This window comes from Rhizobium sp. SU303 (genome assembly GCF_021052345.1).
In the GTDB taxonomy this organism is placed as follows: Bacteria; Pseudomonadota; Alphaproteobacteria; order Rhizobiales; family Rhizobiaceae; genus Rhizobium; species Rhizobium laguerreae.
Genome location: NZ_CP088095.1, coordinates 2,519,911 through 2,533,688, shown reverse-complemented (window position 1 = coordinate 2,533,688; position 13,778 = coordinate 2,519,911). Strand labels below are relative to the sequence as shown.

The following is a 13,778-nucleotide window of genomic DNA, read 5'->3' as shown; positions in this document are numbered from 1 at the left end:
TACAAAGGGACTATATAGCGGGCCGAAGTAACTTCCGAGAATCCGCAAGAGTCCCGCATGGCCCCCATCATTTCCGTTCAGAACCTCACCAAGACCTACTCCAATGGTTTCGAGGCCCTGAAGGGCATCAATCTCGACGTCGAAAAGGGTGAGATCCTGGCACTGCTCGGGCCAAACGGCGCGGGCAAGACGACGCTGATCTCGATCATCTGTGGGATCGCCAATCCGAGCGGCGGCCGGGTGCTGGTCGCCGGCCACGACGTCGTGAAGGATTTCCGCGCCACTCGCGGGATGATCGGGCTGGTGCCGCAGGAGCTCACCACCGATCAGTTCGAGACGGTGTTCAATACAGTCAGCTTTTCGCGCGGGCTGCACGGCAAGAAAGCCAATCCTGCCCATATCGAGAAGGTGCTGCGCGCGCTGTCGCTCTGGGACAAGAAGGACAATATGCTGCGCCAGCTCTCCGGCGGCATGAAGCGACGGGTGCTGATCGCCAAAGCACTCTCCCATGAGCCGGATATCCTTTTCCTCGACGAGCCGACCGCCGGCGTCGATGTGACGCTGCGCAAGGACATGTGGCATGTCGTCGAAGAGCTTCGAGCCTCCGGCGTCACCATCATCCTGACCACCCATTATATTGAAGAGGCCGAGGAAATCGCCGACCGTGTCGGCGTCATCAGCGGCGGCGAGTTGCTGCTCGTCGAGGACAAGGCAGCGCTGATGGCCAAGCTCGGCCGCAAGCAGCTCATCCTCGATCTCACCGAACCGCTGAGCCGCCTGCCGGATTGTTTTGCCGGCAACGGGCTGACGCTGGAAGCGGACGGCAACCGGCTGACCTATGAGTTCGACACTGGCAACGAGCAGGAAAGCATTGCGGCACTGCTGACCCGGCTCGGCGAGAACAATATCCATTTCAAGGATCTCTCGACGCGGCAAAGCTCGCTCGAGGACATCTTCGTGGCGCTGGTGGGAGCAGAAAAATGAACGTCGAGGCCGTCAAGTCGATCTATTTCTTCGAGATGGCGCGCACGCGCCGCACACTGCTGCAGAGCGTCATCTCGCCCGTCATCTCGACCTCGCTCTATTTCATCGTCTTCGGCGCCGCGGTGGGATCACGCATTCAGGAGGTAGAGGGCGTGTCCTACGGCGCCTTCATCACGCCCGGCCTGATCATGCTGACGCTGCTCGGCCAGTGCATCAGCAACGGCTCTTTCGGCATCTATTTCCCTAAATTCACCGGCACGATCTACGAGGTGCTTTCGGCGCCGGTGGCGATGACGGAGATCCTGCTCGGTTATGTCGGTGCGGCGGCGACCAAGGGGATGATCATTGGCTTCATCATTCTCCTGACCGCCAATCTCTTCGTCGACGTCAGGATCGAGCATCCCTTCATGATGATCCTGTTCTTTCTGCTGACGGCGATCACCTTCAGCCTGTTCGGCTTCATGATCGGCATCTGGGCCGGGAATTTCGAGCAGCTGAACCTCATTCCCATGCTGGTCGTGCCGCCGCTGACCTTCCTCGGTGGCAGCTTCTATTCGGTCAGTATGCTGCCGCCTTTTTGGCAGGCGGTCAGCCACCTCAACCCGGTGCTCTATCTCGTCAGCGGCTTCCGGTGGAGTTTTTACGGGATCGCCGATGTCAATCCGGCGATCAGCCTGGCGATGATCACGGTGTTTCTGGTGATCTGCCTGGGAACACTCGCCTGGATCTTCAAGACCGGTTACCGGCTGCGCAACTGATCCGGCAGAAATGCCGCAATTTCAACATGAAGGATTGCTCAGCAAAACGTCATCGGTCATGGGGCAATCTGATGGTCAGCAGCAATGTGCTTGGATGTGTCGCAATCGTTTCGATCTATTGTCTAATCCCGCAGCAAAGCCTGTCGCAGGAGACCGCCCATCCCGTCAAGGTTACCTATGCCGTGGTGATGGAGGGGAAGGAGCCTTTCTCTGCCGAGGTGTCATGCCTTCCGGAGGACACATGCAGTCTCGCCAAGCATGACGATCTCGGCATTGATCTTGCAATTACAGTGTTTCCGGGCTCAGAGGCGCATGGTGAATTGGGCATCTATTGCTCGCCCAATCCTTGTTCCTTCCAGAATTTGCGATCACGGATCGAGTTCTTCGGTCGGCGTGCTACTGTCGATATTTTGTCCGGTGAGGCTGACTCCGGTGTCACGACTCTGCTGGTTGTAAGGCGACGCCCGAGGATCGGTGAAGTCCTCATCTCGTACTGAGCGCATTGCGCCAGTTCCCGTCAGGCGCTGCTGACGAGAAGGGCGCCCGAGATGATGAGGAAGGTGCTGGCGACGAGCTTCATTATGTCGAGCTCGGAGGCTTCGCCGAGTCGTGCCGCCACCTTCCTCGGCGGCAGCTTCTATTCGGTCAGTATGCTGCCGCCCTTCTGGCAGGCGGTCAGCCATCTCAACCCGGTGCTCTATCTCGTCAGCGGCTTCCGCTGGAGTTTTTTACGGGATCGCCGACGTCAACCCGGCAATCAGCCTGGGGATGATCACGGTGTTCCCGGTGATCTGCCTGGGAACGCTCGCCTGGATCTTCAAGACCGGCTACCGGCTGCGGAACTGATCGTTTTCTGAAACAACCATCGGAAAATTCGATGACGTCATCGGTTTCTTCCGTTTTTCTTCCGCTCCGGTCCGAGGCATCTGCTGCGTCAGCCAAGAAGGAGACGGCAGATGACGGATATCAGGATCGAAGGCGCGAAGATCATTATTGTTGGCGGCAGTTCCGGAATGGGGCTGGCGCTGGCGAGGCGCTTGCTCGGGGAAGGGGCGGCGGTAACGATCGCAGGACGCAGCGAAGATAAGCTTGCGGCGGCCCGCCGCGATCTCGGCGAGCATCCTGGATTGGCGACGGTCGCCGTTGATATATCGCGCGAGGAAGAGGTCGCGGCGCTTTTCCGCAATAGTGGGCCGGTCGATCACATCGTCAGCACGGCGGCCGATATCGAGGGCGCCTATCAGCTGCTGCCTACGATCGAGCTTGCGGCGGCGCAAAGGGTGGTCGAAAGCAAGTTCTACGGGCCGTTGCTGCTGGCGAAATATGGTGCCGCCCATCTGCCGCCCTCAGGATCGGTCACCTATACGTCAGGTATCGCGGCCTACCGGCCTGCGGCGCGTGGATCGGTGGTCGCAGCCGTCAATGCGGCGCTCGAAGGCCTGGTCAGGGCGCTGGCGATCGAGCTGGCGCCGATCCGGATCAACGCGGTGTCTCCCGGATGGGTAGATACGCCGATCTGGAGCTTCGTCGCCGGCGACGCCAAGCAGGCGACGCTCGACGCGATGGCGCAGCGCCTGCCGGCCGGACGCGTTGGACAGCCTGATGATATTGCCGATGCGATCCGCTTCCTGATCGGCAACGGCTTCACGACAGGCACTATCCTGCATGTCGAAGGCGGGCATCGGCTGGTCTGAGCGGCGAGAGTTCTTCGCTTGCCGATTGCAGCAGGAGGGTAAGCGCTGGCGGCTGCACGCGCATGCGCCGCCACATCATCACCAGTGAAGCGGCAGGTGGATTGCCCGGCCATGGCAGTTCGACGACGTCGCCCCGTGTTGCGGCCGGGCCGACCGCAAGGCGCGGCACGAGGCTATAACCGGTGCCGGATGCGACGAGCCGGACGATCGTCGAGATGCTGTCGGCTTCGGTGACGATTGATGGTGCTGCAATCTGCGCTTCGGCAAAGGCAGTGTCGAACAGGTGACGGTAGACGCAGCCGGTTTCGGTGGCGACGAAGGGGGCGGTGCTCAGTGTCGCGAGGCTCACCGGTGGTCGGGCTTGTGAATCGCCGCCGGCAATCAACACCAGCGGTTCGCTGCAGATGCGGCGCGTCAAGAAGCGCTCATCCTGCCGTCCGCGATCGAAGGTGAAGGCGACGTCGATCGAGCCCTGCTGCAATTGCGCAAGTAATTCGCCGCTGCCGCCGACCTTGAGCTTGAGGCCGACGTCTGGGTTCTTCCCGCGAAAGAGTGACAGCCACGGTGCCAGTCTTTCGGCAGCGATGGTTTCGAGCGTGCCCAAGGTGACGGACTGCTCCGCACTGCCGGCCGCGGCGCTGACGGCGGCATTCGCTTCGTCGTTCAGCGCCAATATCTCTTCGGCGTAAGCCTTGAGGACCGAACCTGCCGCTGTCGGGACGACGCCCTGCCGGGAGCGGAGGAAGAGTTCTGCGCCCAGTTCCTCTTCCAGCGCCTGTATCTGGTCGCTGAGGCTTGACTGAGCGAGATTGACCTCGGCAGCGGCGCGCGTGAGATTTTCGTGCCGGATCACCGCAAGGAATGTCTTCAATTGTCGTGGGTTCATGTCGAGCTCCGGTACGGCGCGCAGTGGCGCCTTGACGCAGGATATCAACAAAGCAGAAGGCGCTGCAACGCAGGAGCATGTGGCGGCAAACTGCTCACCTGCTGTGCGCATTGCGGCAGTTCCCGTCAGGCGCTGCTGACGAGAAGGGCGCCGGAGATGATGAGGAGGGTGCCGGCGACGAGCTTTACGATGTCGAGTTCGGAGGCTTCGCCGAGAAAGACGGCGCCGATCGCCAGTGTCACCAGCACGTTGCAGCTCCAGATTGGGGCGAGTTTCGAGACGGGGACACCGTAAGCGAAAAGCGCAAAGCTGATCAGGCCGGTGCCGACGGCAAAGCAGGCGCCGGCGAGGGCGGCAAAACCGAGACCTTCGGCGGTCCAGGGGGCGGGGCGCCAGATGAGTGCGGCGATCAGCCCGGCGAGCGCGCAGGCAGCGCCGAAGGCGATCAGGTAGACGGCGGAGCCGGTGGCTGATGTGGCGCTCTGCTTCTGGAAGATGGCGGTGATGCCCCAGAACAGGGCGGGCAGAATGCCGCCGATGACGATCGGCCAGAGTGAATTCATTGCAAAACTCCTGTCGCACCCATAGGTCAAGGCCTCGCCTCAGGCGAAGGCGGTCAAACATGCGGTGCCACCAGACTAGGAGTTTCTTTTTGCTCTTTGTGGTCTTGTTGTTGCTCTTGAAGGTGACAGATCCGACCGCTGCCGTAAAGGCGCCCGCAGCGGCAGCGGATCAGGAGCGCCGCGAGGCTTAATCGCGCATGCGGAGTTCGTCGGTCTGCATCTGCAGCGAGCCCAGCGTTTCCAGGAAGCTCATGCCGAGCAGGCTCTGGTCGAGCCGGCCATCCTCGGCGACGCTGGCTGCGACATTGTTGCGGACGATCGGGCCGATCGCTACCTGGTCAAGCGTGACAGGTGCTGCGCGGCCGCGGCCGTTGGCTGTCATGATAGTCATGGAATAGGTGAGGCGGGAGAGATCGATGCCGATCCTTTCGGCATCTTCGCGCGACAGCGCCACCATGCTGGCGCCGGTATCGACGAGCATCTCGACCGTCTGGCCATTGACCGCGACATCAGCTTTGAAATGGCCGTTCAGCAGCTTGTGCAGGATGATCTCCTGGCCGCCCTCACTTGTGGTTACGACGACGGCGCGGCCGGGAACGAGGCCGGCGAGCAGCCTGTTGCCGACGCCGAGCGCTTCCTGACGATAGAGGTAGACGGTTACGAGCGCCAGGATGATGACCAGCCAGATCATCATCTGACGCATCGTTTCACCGACACTGCGCCGGCTCGCCCAGATGCCGGCCGACAGCATCAGCGCGATCGGCAGCAGATAGACGACGCGGCCGAAGTCATCGCTCTGCAGGCCAAGGATCCGGCTGTTGTCACTGTTGAGGATCAGCACGGCAAGGCCGATGCCGATCACGACGAGGAAGACGGTCAAACGGATCATAAAGGCCGCTCCGGCCCACGGGTGAGGCTTGATTTCATATGGTTCGGCACCGTGACGGCGCCTGCAAGCCTTGCCGGCAGCAGTGTCATGATCCGCCTTCGCTCAGCGTCGGAATAGCTCGTCCAGCTGCCGATTTCCAGAAGAGTCCGGCCGCAGCCGGCGCAAAATCCGGTGGTGGGCTCCAAGGAGCAGAGGTGAATGCAGGGTGTTTGCATGAAGGATATATCGGAGTTTCAAAGTGCCGTGGCAAGGGCGCAAAGAGTGGCGATCTCGCAAATTTGCTGCGTCGCGCCCAGCGTATCGCCGGTGTGGCCGGCAAGCTTGCGGCGGATGAAAGCGGTGAAGGCAAACCCTGCGATGCCGGTGGCGAGCAGGCTTGCGACCAGCGGCCGCAGGCCGAATGCGGGCCAGATCAGAAGCGCCGCGACGAGGCCGGCTGAGGCGAGCGCAAACTGCATCGCCGCCTCGTCCGGCTGGCCGGTCGAGGCGGCCACGCCATCGGCCTTTGCCGGTGCCAACCGCTGCCAGTGCCAGGCGATGGCGCCGCGGCTGAGAGCCGCGACGGCGGGAATGGCGAGGGCTGTCGTGAGTGGCGAGGAATGGCGGGCGATCACAGCAAGCGCGGCTGCGCGGATCGCGAAGGAGAGGATCAGCGCTATCGCGCCATAGGTGCCGATCCGGCTGTCTTTCATGATGAGCAGGCTCTGCTCGCGGCTCTTGCCGCCGCCGATGCCGTCGGCCGTATCGGCCAGACCGTCCTCGTGCAGCGCGCCGGTGACGAGGACCTGGATGGAAAGCGCGATCAAAGCTGCCATCAGCGGGTCCGCACGCAGCCCCAAAAGGAGGAGGAGGGCAAGTGCGGGGATGAAGCCGATGACGATGCCGGCAAAGGGAAAGGCGCGCACCAGCCGGCCGAGCCTGCCGTCATAACCTTTGAACAGCGATTGCGGCATGGGAATGCGGCTGAGGAAGGCGACGGCGCGGGCGGTATCGACCGCATAGTCCTTGATCTTCATTCTGCTTCATTCTGCCGGAGGTCTCGGCTTATGGTCGCGGCGGCGCTTTTGGAGTTGTTCGCCTCGTCCGCCCGCTTTAAGAGAGTGGCCACCCGCAAAGAAGCTGATTTGCGGGAAAAAAACAAGAATACCCGGATTCATAGGAAAACCGCACAGATGAGCGTTTCAGGCCTGCCGTTCGACGATTTCCGTACCCTGCTCCGTGACCTGCCGGGGCCGGATGCCCGCGCGCTGGTGGCGGCGCGCGAACGTGACGCGCAGCTGACCAAGCCGCCGGGCGCGCTCGGACGGCTCGAGGAAATCGCCTTCTGGCTTGCTGCCTGGACCGGCCGCACACCTGCCGTCAACCGGCCGCTGGTGGCGATCTTTGCCGGCAATCACGGCGTCACCAGGCAGGGCGTCACGCCCTTTCCGCCAACGGTGACGCAACAGATGGTCGAGAACTTTGCAGCCGGCGGTGCTGCAATCAACCAGATCTGTGTCGCCTATGATCTCGGGCTGAAAGTCTTCGATCTGGCCCTCGATTATCCCACCGGCGACATCACCGAGGAGGCAGCGCTTTCCGAGCGCGATTGCGCCGCGACCATGGCCTTCGGCATGGAGGCGATCGCCGGCGGCACCGACCTGCTTTGCATCGGCGAGATGGGCATCGGCAATACGACGATTGCGGCGGCGATCAACTATGCACTCTACGGCGGCTCGGCGCGTGACTGGGTTGGACCCGGCACCGGTTCGGAAGGCGAGATGCTGGAGCGAAAGATCGCGGCGGTGGAAAAGGCGGTGGCGTTGCATGGTGACCATCTCGACGATCCGCTCGAGATCATGCGCCGGCTTGGCGGTCGCGAGATCGCGGCGATGGCCGGCGCCATCCTTGCCGCCCGCATGGAACGCATCCCGGTGCTGATCGACGGCTATGTCGCGACCGCAGCGGCGGCGATCCTCAAAGCCGCCAATCCGTCGGCACTCGATCATTGCCTGATCGGCCATGTTTCCGGCGAGCCCGGGCATTTGCGCTCGATCGAGATGCTCGGCAAGACGCCGCTTCTGGCGCTCGGCATGCGGCTCGGCGAAGGCACCGGTGCGGCGCTTGCCGCCGGTATCGTCAAGGCGGCCGCCGCCTGTCATTCCGGCATGGCGACCTTCGCCCAGGCAGGTGTGTCGAATAAGCATTAGGGCCGCGGTCGGCGCCGCCGATCCGCACGCCTTCGCTTGCGCGCCTCAAGTGGATTCGTTATTTGCGTATTCGCTCATCAAAGAGGAGACGGCAAAGCCTCTCCCGGTCTGTGATGCAACGGGAAGAGGAGAGGGCATCTTGACGAAGCCGGCGGTGACGAAAGAGACCGGACTTCGGCATTTCACCGCCGCTGCCAGCTATTCCTGGGCGGGCTTCCTGCGGGTGCTGAAAGAGGCGGCCTTCCGCCAGGAACTTGGCTTCTTCGTCGTTTCGATGGCGGCGCTGGCGCTGGTGGGAGCCACTGCGGGCGAGATCGTCGTCGCGGTGCTTCTGTTTCTCGGGCTCTTTTCGATGGAGGCGATGAATACCGCCGTTGAAGAGGTGATCGACCGGATTTCGCCGGAGATTTCAATCGTTGGCAAACACGCCAAGGATCTCGGCTCCTTCGCGGTGACCTGTATGATCGCCGCCTGCTGCCTCTATCTCGGCTTCGTCCTCGGCAAACACCTGTTCTTTGGATCCGGTTGATTTCACGCGGGATCGGCCGGTGTCATCCGGATCCAAGTCTAAAAATTGAAGCATGATGTTGCCCGAAAACCGCTCACACTTTTCGGCATCATGCTTTAGCTGAATCAGGCAAAACTCTTGCGCTTGCGCGCGACGGCCTGGGCCTCCTCGACGGCCGGCAGGCTCTGGAGCACGCGCTTGGCGGGCAGGATGGCGATAACTTCGGTGCCCTCGCGCAGCTTCGATTTCAGCAGGAACTGTCCGTCATGCTTGGCAAGGATCGCCTGGACGATCGGCAGGCCGAGGCCGGTGCCCTGTTCGGCGCTCTTGATGGCGATCGAGCCCTGGCCGAAGGCCGACAGGACGACGGGAATCTCTTCTTCCGGAATGCCGGGACCGTTGTCCTTGATCGAGATGTACTGTCCGCCGCCGGCGGTCCAGCCGACCTTGACGTGGATCTCGCCACCCTGCGGCGTGAACTTGACGGCATTGGAGAGAAGGTTGAGCACCACCTGGCGCATCGACTTTTCGTCGGCCCAGATAGCCGGCAGCTGCCGCTCGAACTGGTCCGAAATGGCAATGTTCTTGGCGCGGGCGCGCAGCTGGACCATGCCGATGCAATCTTCGGTGATATCGAGTAGCGATATCGCCTCCTCGCTCAGCTCGTATTTGCCGGCTTCGATGCGCGACAGGTCGAGGATCTCGTTGATGAGATCGAGCAGATGCTGGCCTGAACGGTGAATGTCGCCCGCATATTCCTTGTAGGTCGGATTGGCGAGCGGCCCCATGACCTCGGCCGACATCACCTCGGAAAAGCCGAGGATGGCGTTGAGCGGGGTTCTGAGCTCATGCGACATGGAGGCAAGAAAGCGGGACTTGGCGAGGTTTGCTTCTTCGGCGCGGCGGCGAGCCTCGTCCGGCATCGATTTCGCCACTTCCAGCTCAGCGATCAAGTCGTCCTTCTCCGATTGGTAGGAAAGGATTCTGAGGTTCGACTTGAAGAGCCGGTCGCTGATATAATTGAAGAAGACGAGGGTGGTGGTGAAGAGCCCCGTGAGGCTGATTTCGAGGAGGTCGCGCGACAGGCCGCTCTTGGCGGCAAGCGCCAGGACCGCCGGCGAGAAGGCGGCGAGCACGGCGGGCGTCAGCATGAAGTTCGACATGGCCGTGACGGAGAGCGCGATCAGCAGTGTCGCGCCCTTATAGAGAATGAAGCTCGACGGATCGCAGGTGTCGCAGCCCTGCAGCGCGAAGACGGCCCAGCAGCAGCCGAGCAGGCACTGGCCGGAGAGCAGCAGGCGGCGCCATTTGCGGGCGCTCTCGGCGGTGATCTCCTGCCGGCGCGCGCGCCGCGCCAGCAGGATATTACCGGCGTGACAGGTGAGTGTCAGCAGCGCCCAGAAGATCAATTGTGTGTTTTGGGTGAAATAGACGCCAAGCGCGGTGATGATGACGACGAAGAGCGGCATGATCGTCGCGCCCTGCAGCACCGACGCCACATACATGTCGAGCACGTCACGATCGAAGGAGGAATTGGACGCATGACCGGACTGAAGACGTTCGCGCGTCTGCCGCACGGCCTTGGAAACGGCCTTGTTGCGGTGGCTGCGCGACCTGTCGACGATGATCTTGTCGGTCGATGTGCTTACGCCGGTACTCATGTGCACGTTGAAACTTCATCCCAGGGTGGATAAGAGCTTAACCGGCAATTCTTAAGAAGATATTTGCCATCTTTGCCAAGGATTTGTTTTTTAAGGAGGCAAAAGCGTGACACGGGGCCTGCGCCTGATTCGCGACGGCGTGATTGCTTTTGCCCTGCTGGCGCTCGTGGCGCTGATCGCCGCCAAGCTCAACGATGCAGCAAAAATCGAGCATGCAGGCGCCTTCCATGCTGCCGACGGCGACAGCCTGGTATTGGGAGACGAACGGTTGCGCCTCGAAGGCATTGATGCGCCGGAACTCAACCAGAGCTGCGAGCGGGCGGGGAAAGCCTGGGCCTGCGGGCGCGCGGCGCGCGAGGCGCTGCAGGACATGGTGCTGGCATCGGGAACGCTTTGTCGGGGCAGCCGGCACGACCGCTACGAAAGGCTGCTCGTCATCTGCCGCAGCGGGACGGGCGGCGACATCAATGCCGCCATGGTGCGCCGGGGCATGGCGATTTCCTATGGCGATTATGGCAAGGAGGAGGCCGAGGCGAAGGCTCAGAAGGCCGGTCTCTGGGCCGGGACTTTCGAGCGGCCGCGCGATGTGCGCGATCATGCGCGCCAGAGTTCCGGTTTCGATGGCGCTCTGCGCTTCATCGGGCAGATCATCGGGTGGGAGTAAAGCCATGAGCGACGAAGCCGTGCTGGAGATGCTGCGGCATGAGATCGCCTCCTGTCGCATCTGTCGCGACGCACCGGCGAAAGGCCTCGAATACCGGCTGCCGCACGAGCCGCGGCCGGTGGCGGTGATCTCGTCGAGCGCGCGCATCCTGATCGCCGGGCAGGCGCCCGGGCTTCGGGTGCATGAGAGCGGCCTGCCGTTTGACGATGCATCGGGCGACCGGCTGCGATCATGGCTCGGCGTTGACAGGGCAAGCTTCTACGACCGCGACCGATTCGCCATCGTGCCGATGGGCTTCTGCTTTCCCGGCTATGATGACAAGGGCGCGGATCTGCCGCCGCGGCGCGAATGCGCACCGTTCTGGCGGCAAAGAGTGATCTCGGCCATGCCGCAGATCGAACTGGTGCTGGTTATCGGCCAATATGCGCAGGCCTGGCATATGGCCGGCGAAAGGCAGGACAATATGACCGAGACGGTGCGGGCATGGCGCGACAGTCTTCTGTCCGACCGATCGCCGGCGGTGCTGCCGCTGCCGCATCCGAGCTGGCGCAATAGCGGCTGGCTGAAGCGCAATCCCTGGTTCGAGAAAGAATTGCTCCCGGTCCTGCAGGAACGGACGAAAATGCTGCTTTCCTGAAACAAAATTCTTTTCGTTGCGCGGAATCGAGTTATACAAAGAAAATAATTCGAAAGGACTGTTGTGCGCATGGATCGCCTCGACCGAAAAATACTGCGTCTTCTGCAAGAAGATTCGACGCTTGCCGTTGCCGATCTCGCCAAGAAAGTGGGGCTTTCGACGACGCCGTGCTGGCGGCGCATACAGAAGATGGAAGAAGACGGCGTCATCAAGCGCCGAGTCGCCATTCTCGATCCGGAGAAGGTCAACACCAAGGTCACCGTCTTCGTGTCGATTCGCACTGCCACCCATTCAATCGAATGGCTGCGCCGCTTTTCCGAGGTGGTCGCCGAATTCCCCGAAGTGGTCGAATTCTACCGGATGAGCGGCGATGTCGACTATCTCTTGCGAGTTGTCGTCCCCGATATCGCTGCCTATGACGCTTTTTATAAGCGGATGATCGCCAAGATCGAGATTCGCGACGTTTCCTCCGCCTTTGCGATGGAGCAAATCAAGTATTCGACGCAACTGCCGCTCGACTACATGATTCTCGATAATGCCAAGTCCAACGAGGATTGAGGCCAAGCGTGCGGCCGTGACCGCACGCGATCATGCAAAATCCAACGAGGGCTGGGACCAGACGTGAGTCTGACCGGGGATATGCCCGTTGGAGGCGAGGTGTGACACCCTGGCCGCACGCGGGAATGCCGGTTCGGCAAGACCGAGTTCTGGCATGTGCGGTCGGTGACTGCAAAAAAGCCTCAAAAATAGCGAAAAAACGCTCAAATCGCCCATAATTCCTGTAAAAGTGAATAGCCTGGTAAAGGATTCCGGGGTTATGGTCGATGAAACCAATGGGCGATATGTCATAATTTTGTCTCATTGGTATCGAATTCAGGACACCATGTTCTAAACTGCCACCTTGTTTGCGCTTGTTAGCCGGCGGTAGAGTTTATGCGCTTCACCAGCATGTTCGACGGGGGTCGGACGGTGGAGAATTTGACAACGGGGTGTAGCGTTTGCGGCTTGCGATGGAGGATTTCCGTCGCGGAGCCGTTTGGGCATGTCTTTTCTATAAATATTTGAAATTGTTGTATAAAAATCACGTTGTCGGGGAAAATAGCCCGTGAGAACCCATCTGGTGTGTATCGAGAATTGCTTGATAGGGCCTTGTATGTGATGACGGTTTGGCGGTTCGATCGATCCGCACGCCGAGATGGCTGTTCAAACTGGGCCGGCTTCAAATCGACTATCCGATCTGAAGCCAGCCCCGATCGACAAAGGAATGGATTGGTAAATGAACATCAGAATGGTTTTGCTTGCATCAGCAGCAGCATTTGCTGCATCGACGCCGGTTCTTGCAGCTGACGCTATCGTTGCTGCCGAGCCGGAACCGGTTGAATATGTTCGCGTCTGCGACGCTTACGGCACCGGCTACTTCTACATCCCGGGCACCGAAACCTGCCTCAAGATCGAAGGCTACATCCGTTTCCAGGTCAACGTTGGCGACCAGCCAGGTGGTGACAACGATTCTGATTGGGATGCAGTAACTCGCGGTCAGGTTCAGTTCACGGCCAAGAGCGACACCGAGTATGGTCCGCTGACCGGCGTCATCGTCATGCAGTTCAATGCTGACAATGCCACCGATCAGGATGCCATCCTCGACTCCGCTTACCTCGACGTCGCGGGCTTCCGCGCCGGTCTGTTCTACAGCTGGTGGGACGATGGTCTCTCTGGCGAAACCGACGACATCGGTTCGGTCGTAACGCTCCACAACTCGATCCGCTATCAGTATGAAAGCGGCACCTTCTACGCTGGCCTCAGCGTCGATGAACTGGAAGACGGCGTCTACAAGCTCGGTGAAGAAGCTAACAACGTTGGCGTTGCCTTCGGCGTTGGCGGCACTGCCGGCGCATTCAGCTACCAGATCACCGGTGGCTATGACGTCGACAACGAAGACGGTGCTGTCCGTGCAATGGGTACTGTCGAAATCGGTCCTGGTACGCTCGGCCTCGCCGGCGTATACTCCACCGGCCCGAACTCGTACTACTCTTCGGCTGAATGGGCTGTTGCTGCCGAATACGCTATCAAGGCAACCGACAAGCTGAAGATCACCCCGGCCGTCCAGTACTACGGCAACTACTTCGGCGGCGGCACTGTCGTTCCGGATGACTTCGACGGTCTCGGCGATGCCTGGAAGGTCGGTCTGACGGTTGATTACCAGATCGTCGACAACTTCTACGCTAAGGCTACCGTATCGTATCTCGATCCGGATGATGGCGACGACTCCACTTCGGGCTTCTTCCGCCTGCAGCGTTCGTTCTAATCCACTTGGTGGATGCTCCCGGTCTTCGGACCGGGGGCAC

Annotated in this window: 16 protein-coding genes and 1 pseudogene; 11 read left to right on the top strand and 6 right to left on the bottom strand. The window is 61.0% G+C overall.

What is annotated here, in order from left to right:
* Positions 1 to 57: 57 nt before the first annotated feature.
* From RlegSU303_RS12675 to RlegSU303_RS12655, 5 genes and pseudogenes are all read left to right on the top strand, one after another.
* Positions 58 to 984, top strand: a complete 927-nt coding sequence (locus tag RlegSU303_RS12675) for an ABC transporter ATP-binding protein (RefSeq protein WP_131644263.1) — start codon at positions 58 to 60, stop codon at positions 982 to 984.
* Complete coding sequence (locus RlegSU303_RS12670) at positions 981 to 1,742, top strand: ABC transporter permease (protein WP_003540416.1); 762 nt, start codon at positions 981 to 983, stop codon at positions 1,740 to 1,742. The genes RlegSU303_RS12675 and RlegSU303_RS12670 overlap by 4 nt, the downstream gene beginning before the upstream one ends.
* A 71-nt stretch (positions 1,743 to 1,813) precedes the next feature.
* Positions 1,814 to 2,239 (top strand): hypothetical protein, encoded by a 426-nt coding sequence (locus RlegSU303_RS12665; protein ID WP_131718604.1) that lies wholly within the window; start codon positions 1,814 to 1,816, stop codon positions 2,237 to 2,239.
* 120 nt (positions 2,240 to 2,359) lie between these two features.
* Positions 2,360 to 2,588, top strand: a pseudogene (locus RlegSU303_RS12660) (ABC transporter permease); the annotation flags it as partial.
* Between the two features lie 110 nt (positions 2,589 to 2,698).
* On the top strand, positions 2,699 to 3,436 hold the full coding sequence (locus RlegSU303_RS12655) for an SDR family oxidoreductase (protein ID WP_094085754.1): 738 nt from the start codon (positions 2,699 to 2,701) through the stop codon (positions 3,434 to 3,436).
* Here RlegSU303_RS12655 and RlegSU303_RS12650 read toward each other — a convergent pair.
* The 5 genes from RlegSU303_RS12650 to RlegSU303_RS12630 all read right to left on the bottom strand — a co-directional run bounded on the left by RlegSU303_RS12650 (position 3,399) and on the right by RlegSU303_RS12630 (position 6,790).
* Positions 3,399 to 4,322, bottom strand: a complete 924-nt coding sequence (locus RlegSU303_RS12650; RefSeq protein ID WP_094085755.1) for a LysR family transcriptional regulator — start codon at positions 4,320 to 4,322, stop codon at positions 3,399 to 3,401. The genes RlegSU303_RS12655 and RlegSU303_RS12650 overlap by 38 nt on opposite strands.
* 125 nt (positions 4,323 to 4,447) lie before the next feature.
* Complete coding sequence (locus RlegSU303_RS12645; RefSeq protein WP_017960798.1) at positions 4,448 to 4,885, bottom strand: EamA family transporter; 438 nt, start codon at positions 4,883 to 4,885, stop codon at positions 4,448 to 4,450.
* Positions 4,886 to 5,072: 187 nt separating this feature from the next.
* Positions 5,073 to 5,774, bottom strand: a complete 702-nt coding sequence (locus tag RlegSU303_RS12640) for a TIGR02281 family clan AA aspartic protease (RefSeq protein ID WP_131628984.1) — start codon at positions 5,772 to 5,774, stop codon at positions 5,073 to 5,075.
* Complete coding sequence (locus RlegSU303_RS12635) at positions 5,771 to 5,989, bottom strand: DUF1289 domain-containing protein (protein ID WP_131628983.1); 219 nt, start codon at positions 5,987 to 5,989, stop codon at positions 5,771 to 5,773. The genes RlegSU303_RS12640 and RlegSU303_RS12635 overlap by 4 nt, the downstream gene beginning before the upstream one ends.
* A gap of 18 nt (positions 5,990 to 6,007) precedes the next feature.
* Entirely contained in the window at positions 6,008 to 6,790 is a 783-nt protein-coding gene (locus RlegSU303_RS12630) for an adenosylcobinamide-GDP ribazoletransferase (protein WP_017960794.1), read from the bottom strand.
* A gap of 156 nt (positions 6,791 to 6,946) precedes the next feature.
* On the opposite strand from RlegSU303_RS12630, the gene cobT reads away from it, so the two are divergent.
* Both cobT and RlegSU303_RS12620 read left to right on the top strand, forming a co-directional pair.
* Positions 6,947 to 7,963: a nicotinate-nucleotide--dimethylbenzimidazole phosphoribosyltransferase gene (gene cobT, locus RlegSU303_RS12625; protein ID WP_017960793.1), complete on the top strand. Its 1,017-nt coding sequence runs from the start codon at positions 6,947 to 6,949 to the stop codon at positions 7,961 to 7,963.
* A 139-nt stretch (positions 7,964 to 8,102) separates the two neighbouring features.
* Entirely contained in the window at positions 8,103 to 8,492 is a 390-nt protein-coding gene (locus RlegSU303_RS12620) for a diacylglycerol kinase (protein ID WP_131628982.1), read from the top strand.
* A 104-nt stretch (positions 8,493 to 8,596) separates the two neighbouring features.
* Here RlegSU303_RS12620 and RlegSU303_RS12615 read toward each other — a convergent pair whose 3' ends face one another.
* Complete coding sequence (locus RlegSU303_RS12615) at positions 8,597 to 10,132, bottom strand: sensor histidine kinase (protein WP_231283823.1); 1,536 nt, start codon at positions 10,130 to 10,132, stop codon at positions 8,597 to 8,599.
* A 106-nt stretch (positions 10,133 to 10,238) separates the two neighbouring features.
* On the opposite strand from RlegSU303_RS12615, the gene RlegSU303_RS12610 reads away from it, so the two are divergent.
* The 4 genes from RlegSU303_RS12610 to RlegSU303_RS12595 all read left to right on the top strand — a co-directional run bounded on the left by RlegSU303_RS12610 (position 10,239) and on the right by RlegSU303_RS12595 (position 13,738).
* Complete coding sequence (locus tag RlegSU303_RS12610; protein WP_131628981.1) at positions 10,239 to 10,796, top strand: thermonuclease family protein; 558 nt, start codon at positions 10,239 to 10,241, stop codon at positions 10,794 to 10,796.
* Between the two features lie 4 nt (positions 10,797 to 10,800).
* Positions 10,801 to 11,433, top strand: coding sequence for a uracil-DNA glycosylase family protein (locus RlegSU303_RS12605; RefSeq protein ID WP_131628980.1), 633 nt, complete (start codon positions 10,801 to 10,803; stop codon positions 11,431 to 11,433).
* 69 nt (positions 11,434 to 11,502) lie between these two features.
* The gene (locus RlegSU303_RS12600; protein ID WP_003540387.1) at positions 11,503 to 11,991 is read left to right on the top strand and encodes an Lrp/AsnC family transcriptional regulator; all 489 of its coding nucleotides are present in this window, start codon (positions 11,503 to 11,505) and stop codon (positions 11,989 to 11,991) included.
* 718 nt (positions 11,992 to 12,709) lie between these two features.
* Positions 12,710 to 13,738, top strand: a complete 1,029-nt coding sequence (locus tag RlegSU303_RS12595; RefSeq protein ID WP_131628979.1) for a porin — start codon at positions 12,710 to 12,712, stop codon at positions 13,736 to 13,738.
* Positions 13,739 to 13,778: the final 40 nt, after the last annotated feature.

Excerpts from the sequence above, each read along its gene's own strand:
- RlegSU303_RS12675 (WP_131644263.1), top strand. The coding sequence starts at position 58 with ATGGCCCCCATCATTTCCGTTCAGAACCTCACCAAGACCTACTCCAAT.
- RlegSU303_RS12670 (WP_003540416.1), top strand. The coding sequence starts at position 981 with ATGAACGTCGAGGCCGTCAAGTCGATCTATTTCTTCGAGATGGCGCGC.
- RlegSU303_RS12665 (WP_131718604.1), top strand. The coding sequence starts at position 1,814 with ATGGTCAGCAGCAATGTGCTTGGATGTGTCGCAATCGTTTCGATCTAT.
- RlegSU303_RS12655 (WP_094085754.1), top strand. The coding sequence starts at position 2,699 with ATGACGGATATCAGGATCGAAGGCGCGAAGATCATTATTGTTGGCGGC.
- RlegSU303_RS12650 (WP_094085755.1), bottom strand. The coding sequence starts at position 4,322 with ATGAACCCACGACAATTGAAGACATTCCTTGCGGTGATCCGGCACGAA.
- RlegSU303_RS12645 (WP_017960798.1), bottom strand. The coding sequence starts at position 4,885 with ATGAATTCACTCTGGCCGATCGTCATCGGCGGCATTCTGCCCGCCCTG.
- RlegSU303_RS12640 (WP_131628984.1), bottom strand. The coding sequence starts at position 5,774 with ATGATCCGTTTGACCGTCTTCCTCGTCGTGATCGGCATCGGCCTTGCC.
- RlegSU303_RS12635 (WP_131628983.1), bottom strand. The coding sequence starts at position 5,989 with ATGCAAACACCCTGCATTCACCTCTGCTCCTTGGAGCCCACCACCGGA.
- RlegSU303_RS12630 (WP_017960794.1), bottom strand. The coding sequence starts at position 6,790 with ATGAAGATCAAGGACTATGCGGTCGATACCGCCCGCGCCGTCGCCTTC.
- cobT (WP_017960793.1), top strand. The coding sequence starts at position 6,947 with ATGAGCGTTTCAGGCCTGCCGTTCGACGATTTCCGTACCCTGCTCCGT.
- RlegSU303_RS12615 (WP_231283823.1), bottom strand. The coding sequence starts at position 10,132 with ATGAGTACCGGCGTAAGCACATCGACCGACAAGATCATCGTCGACAGG.
- RlegSU303_RS12605 (WP_131628980.1), top strand. The coding sequence starts at position 10,801 with ATGAGCGACGAAGCCGTGCTGGAGATGCTGCGGCATGAGATCGCCTCC.
- RlegSU303_RS12600 (WP_003540387.1), top strand. The coding sequence starts at position 11,503 with ATGGATCGCCTCGACCGAAAAATACTGCGTCTTCTGCAAGAAGATTCG.
- RlegSU303_RS12595 (WP_131628979.1), top strand. The coding sequence starts at position 12,710 with ATGAACATCAGAATGGTTTTGCTTGCATCAGCAGCAGCATTTGCTGCA.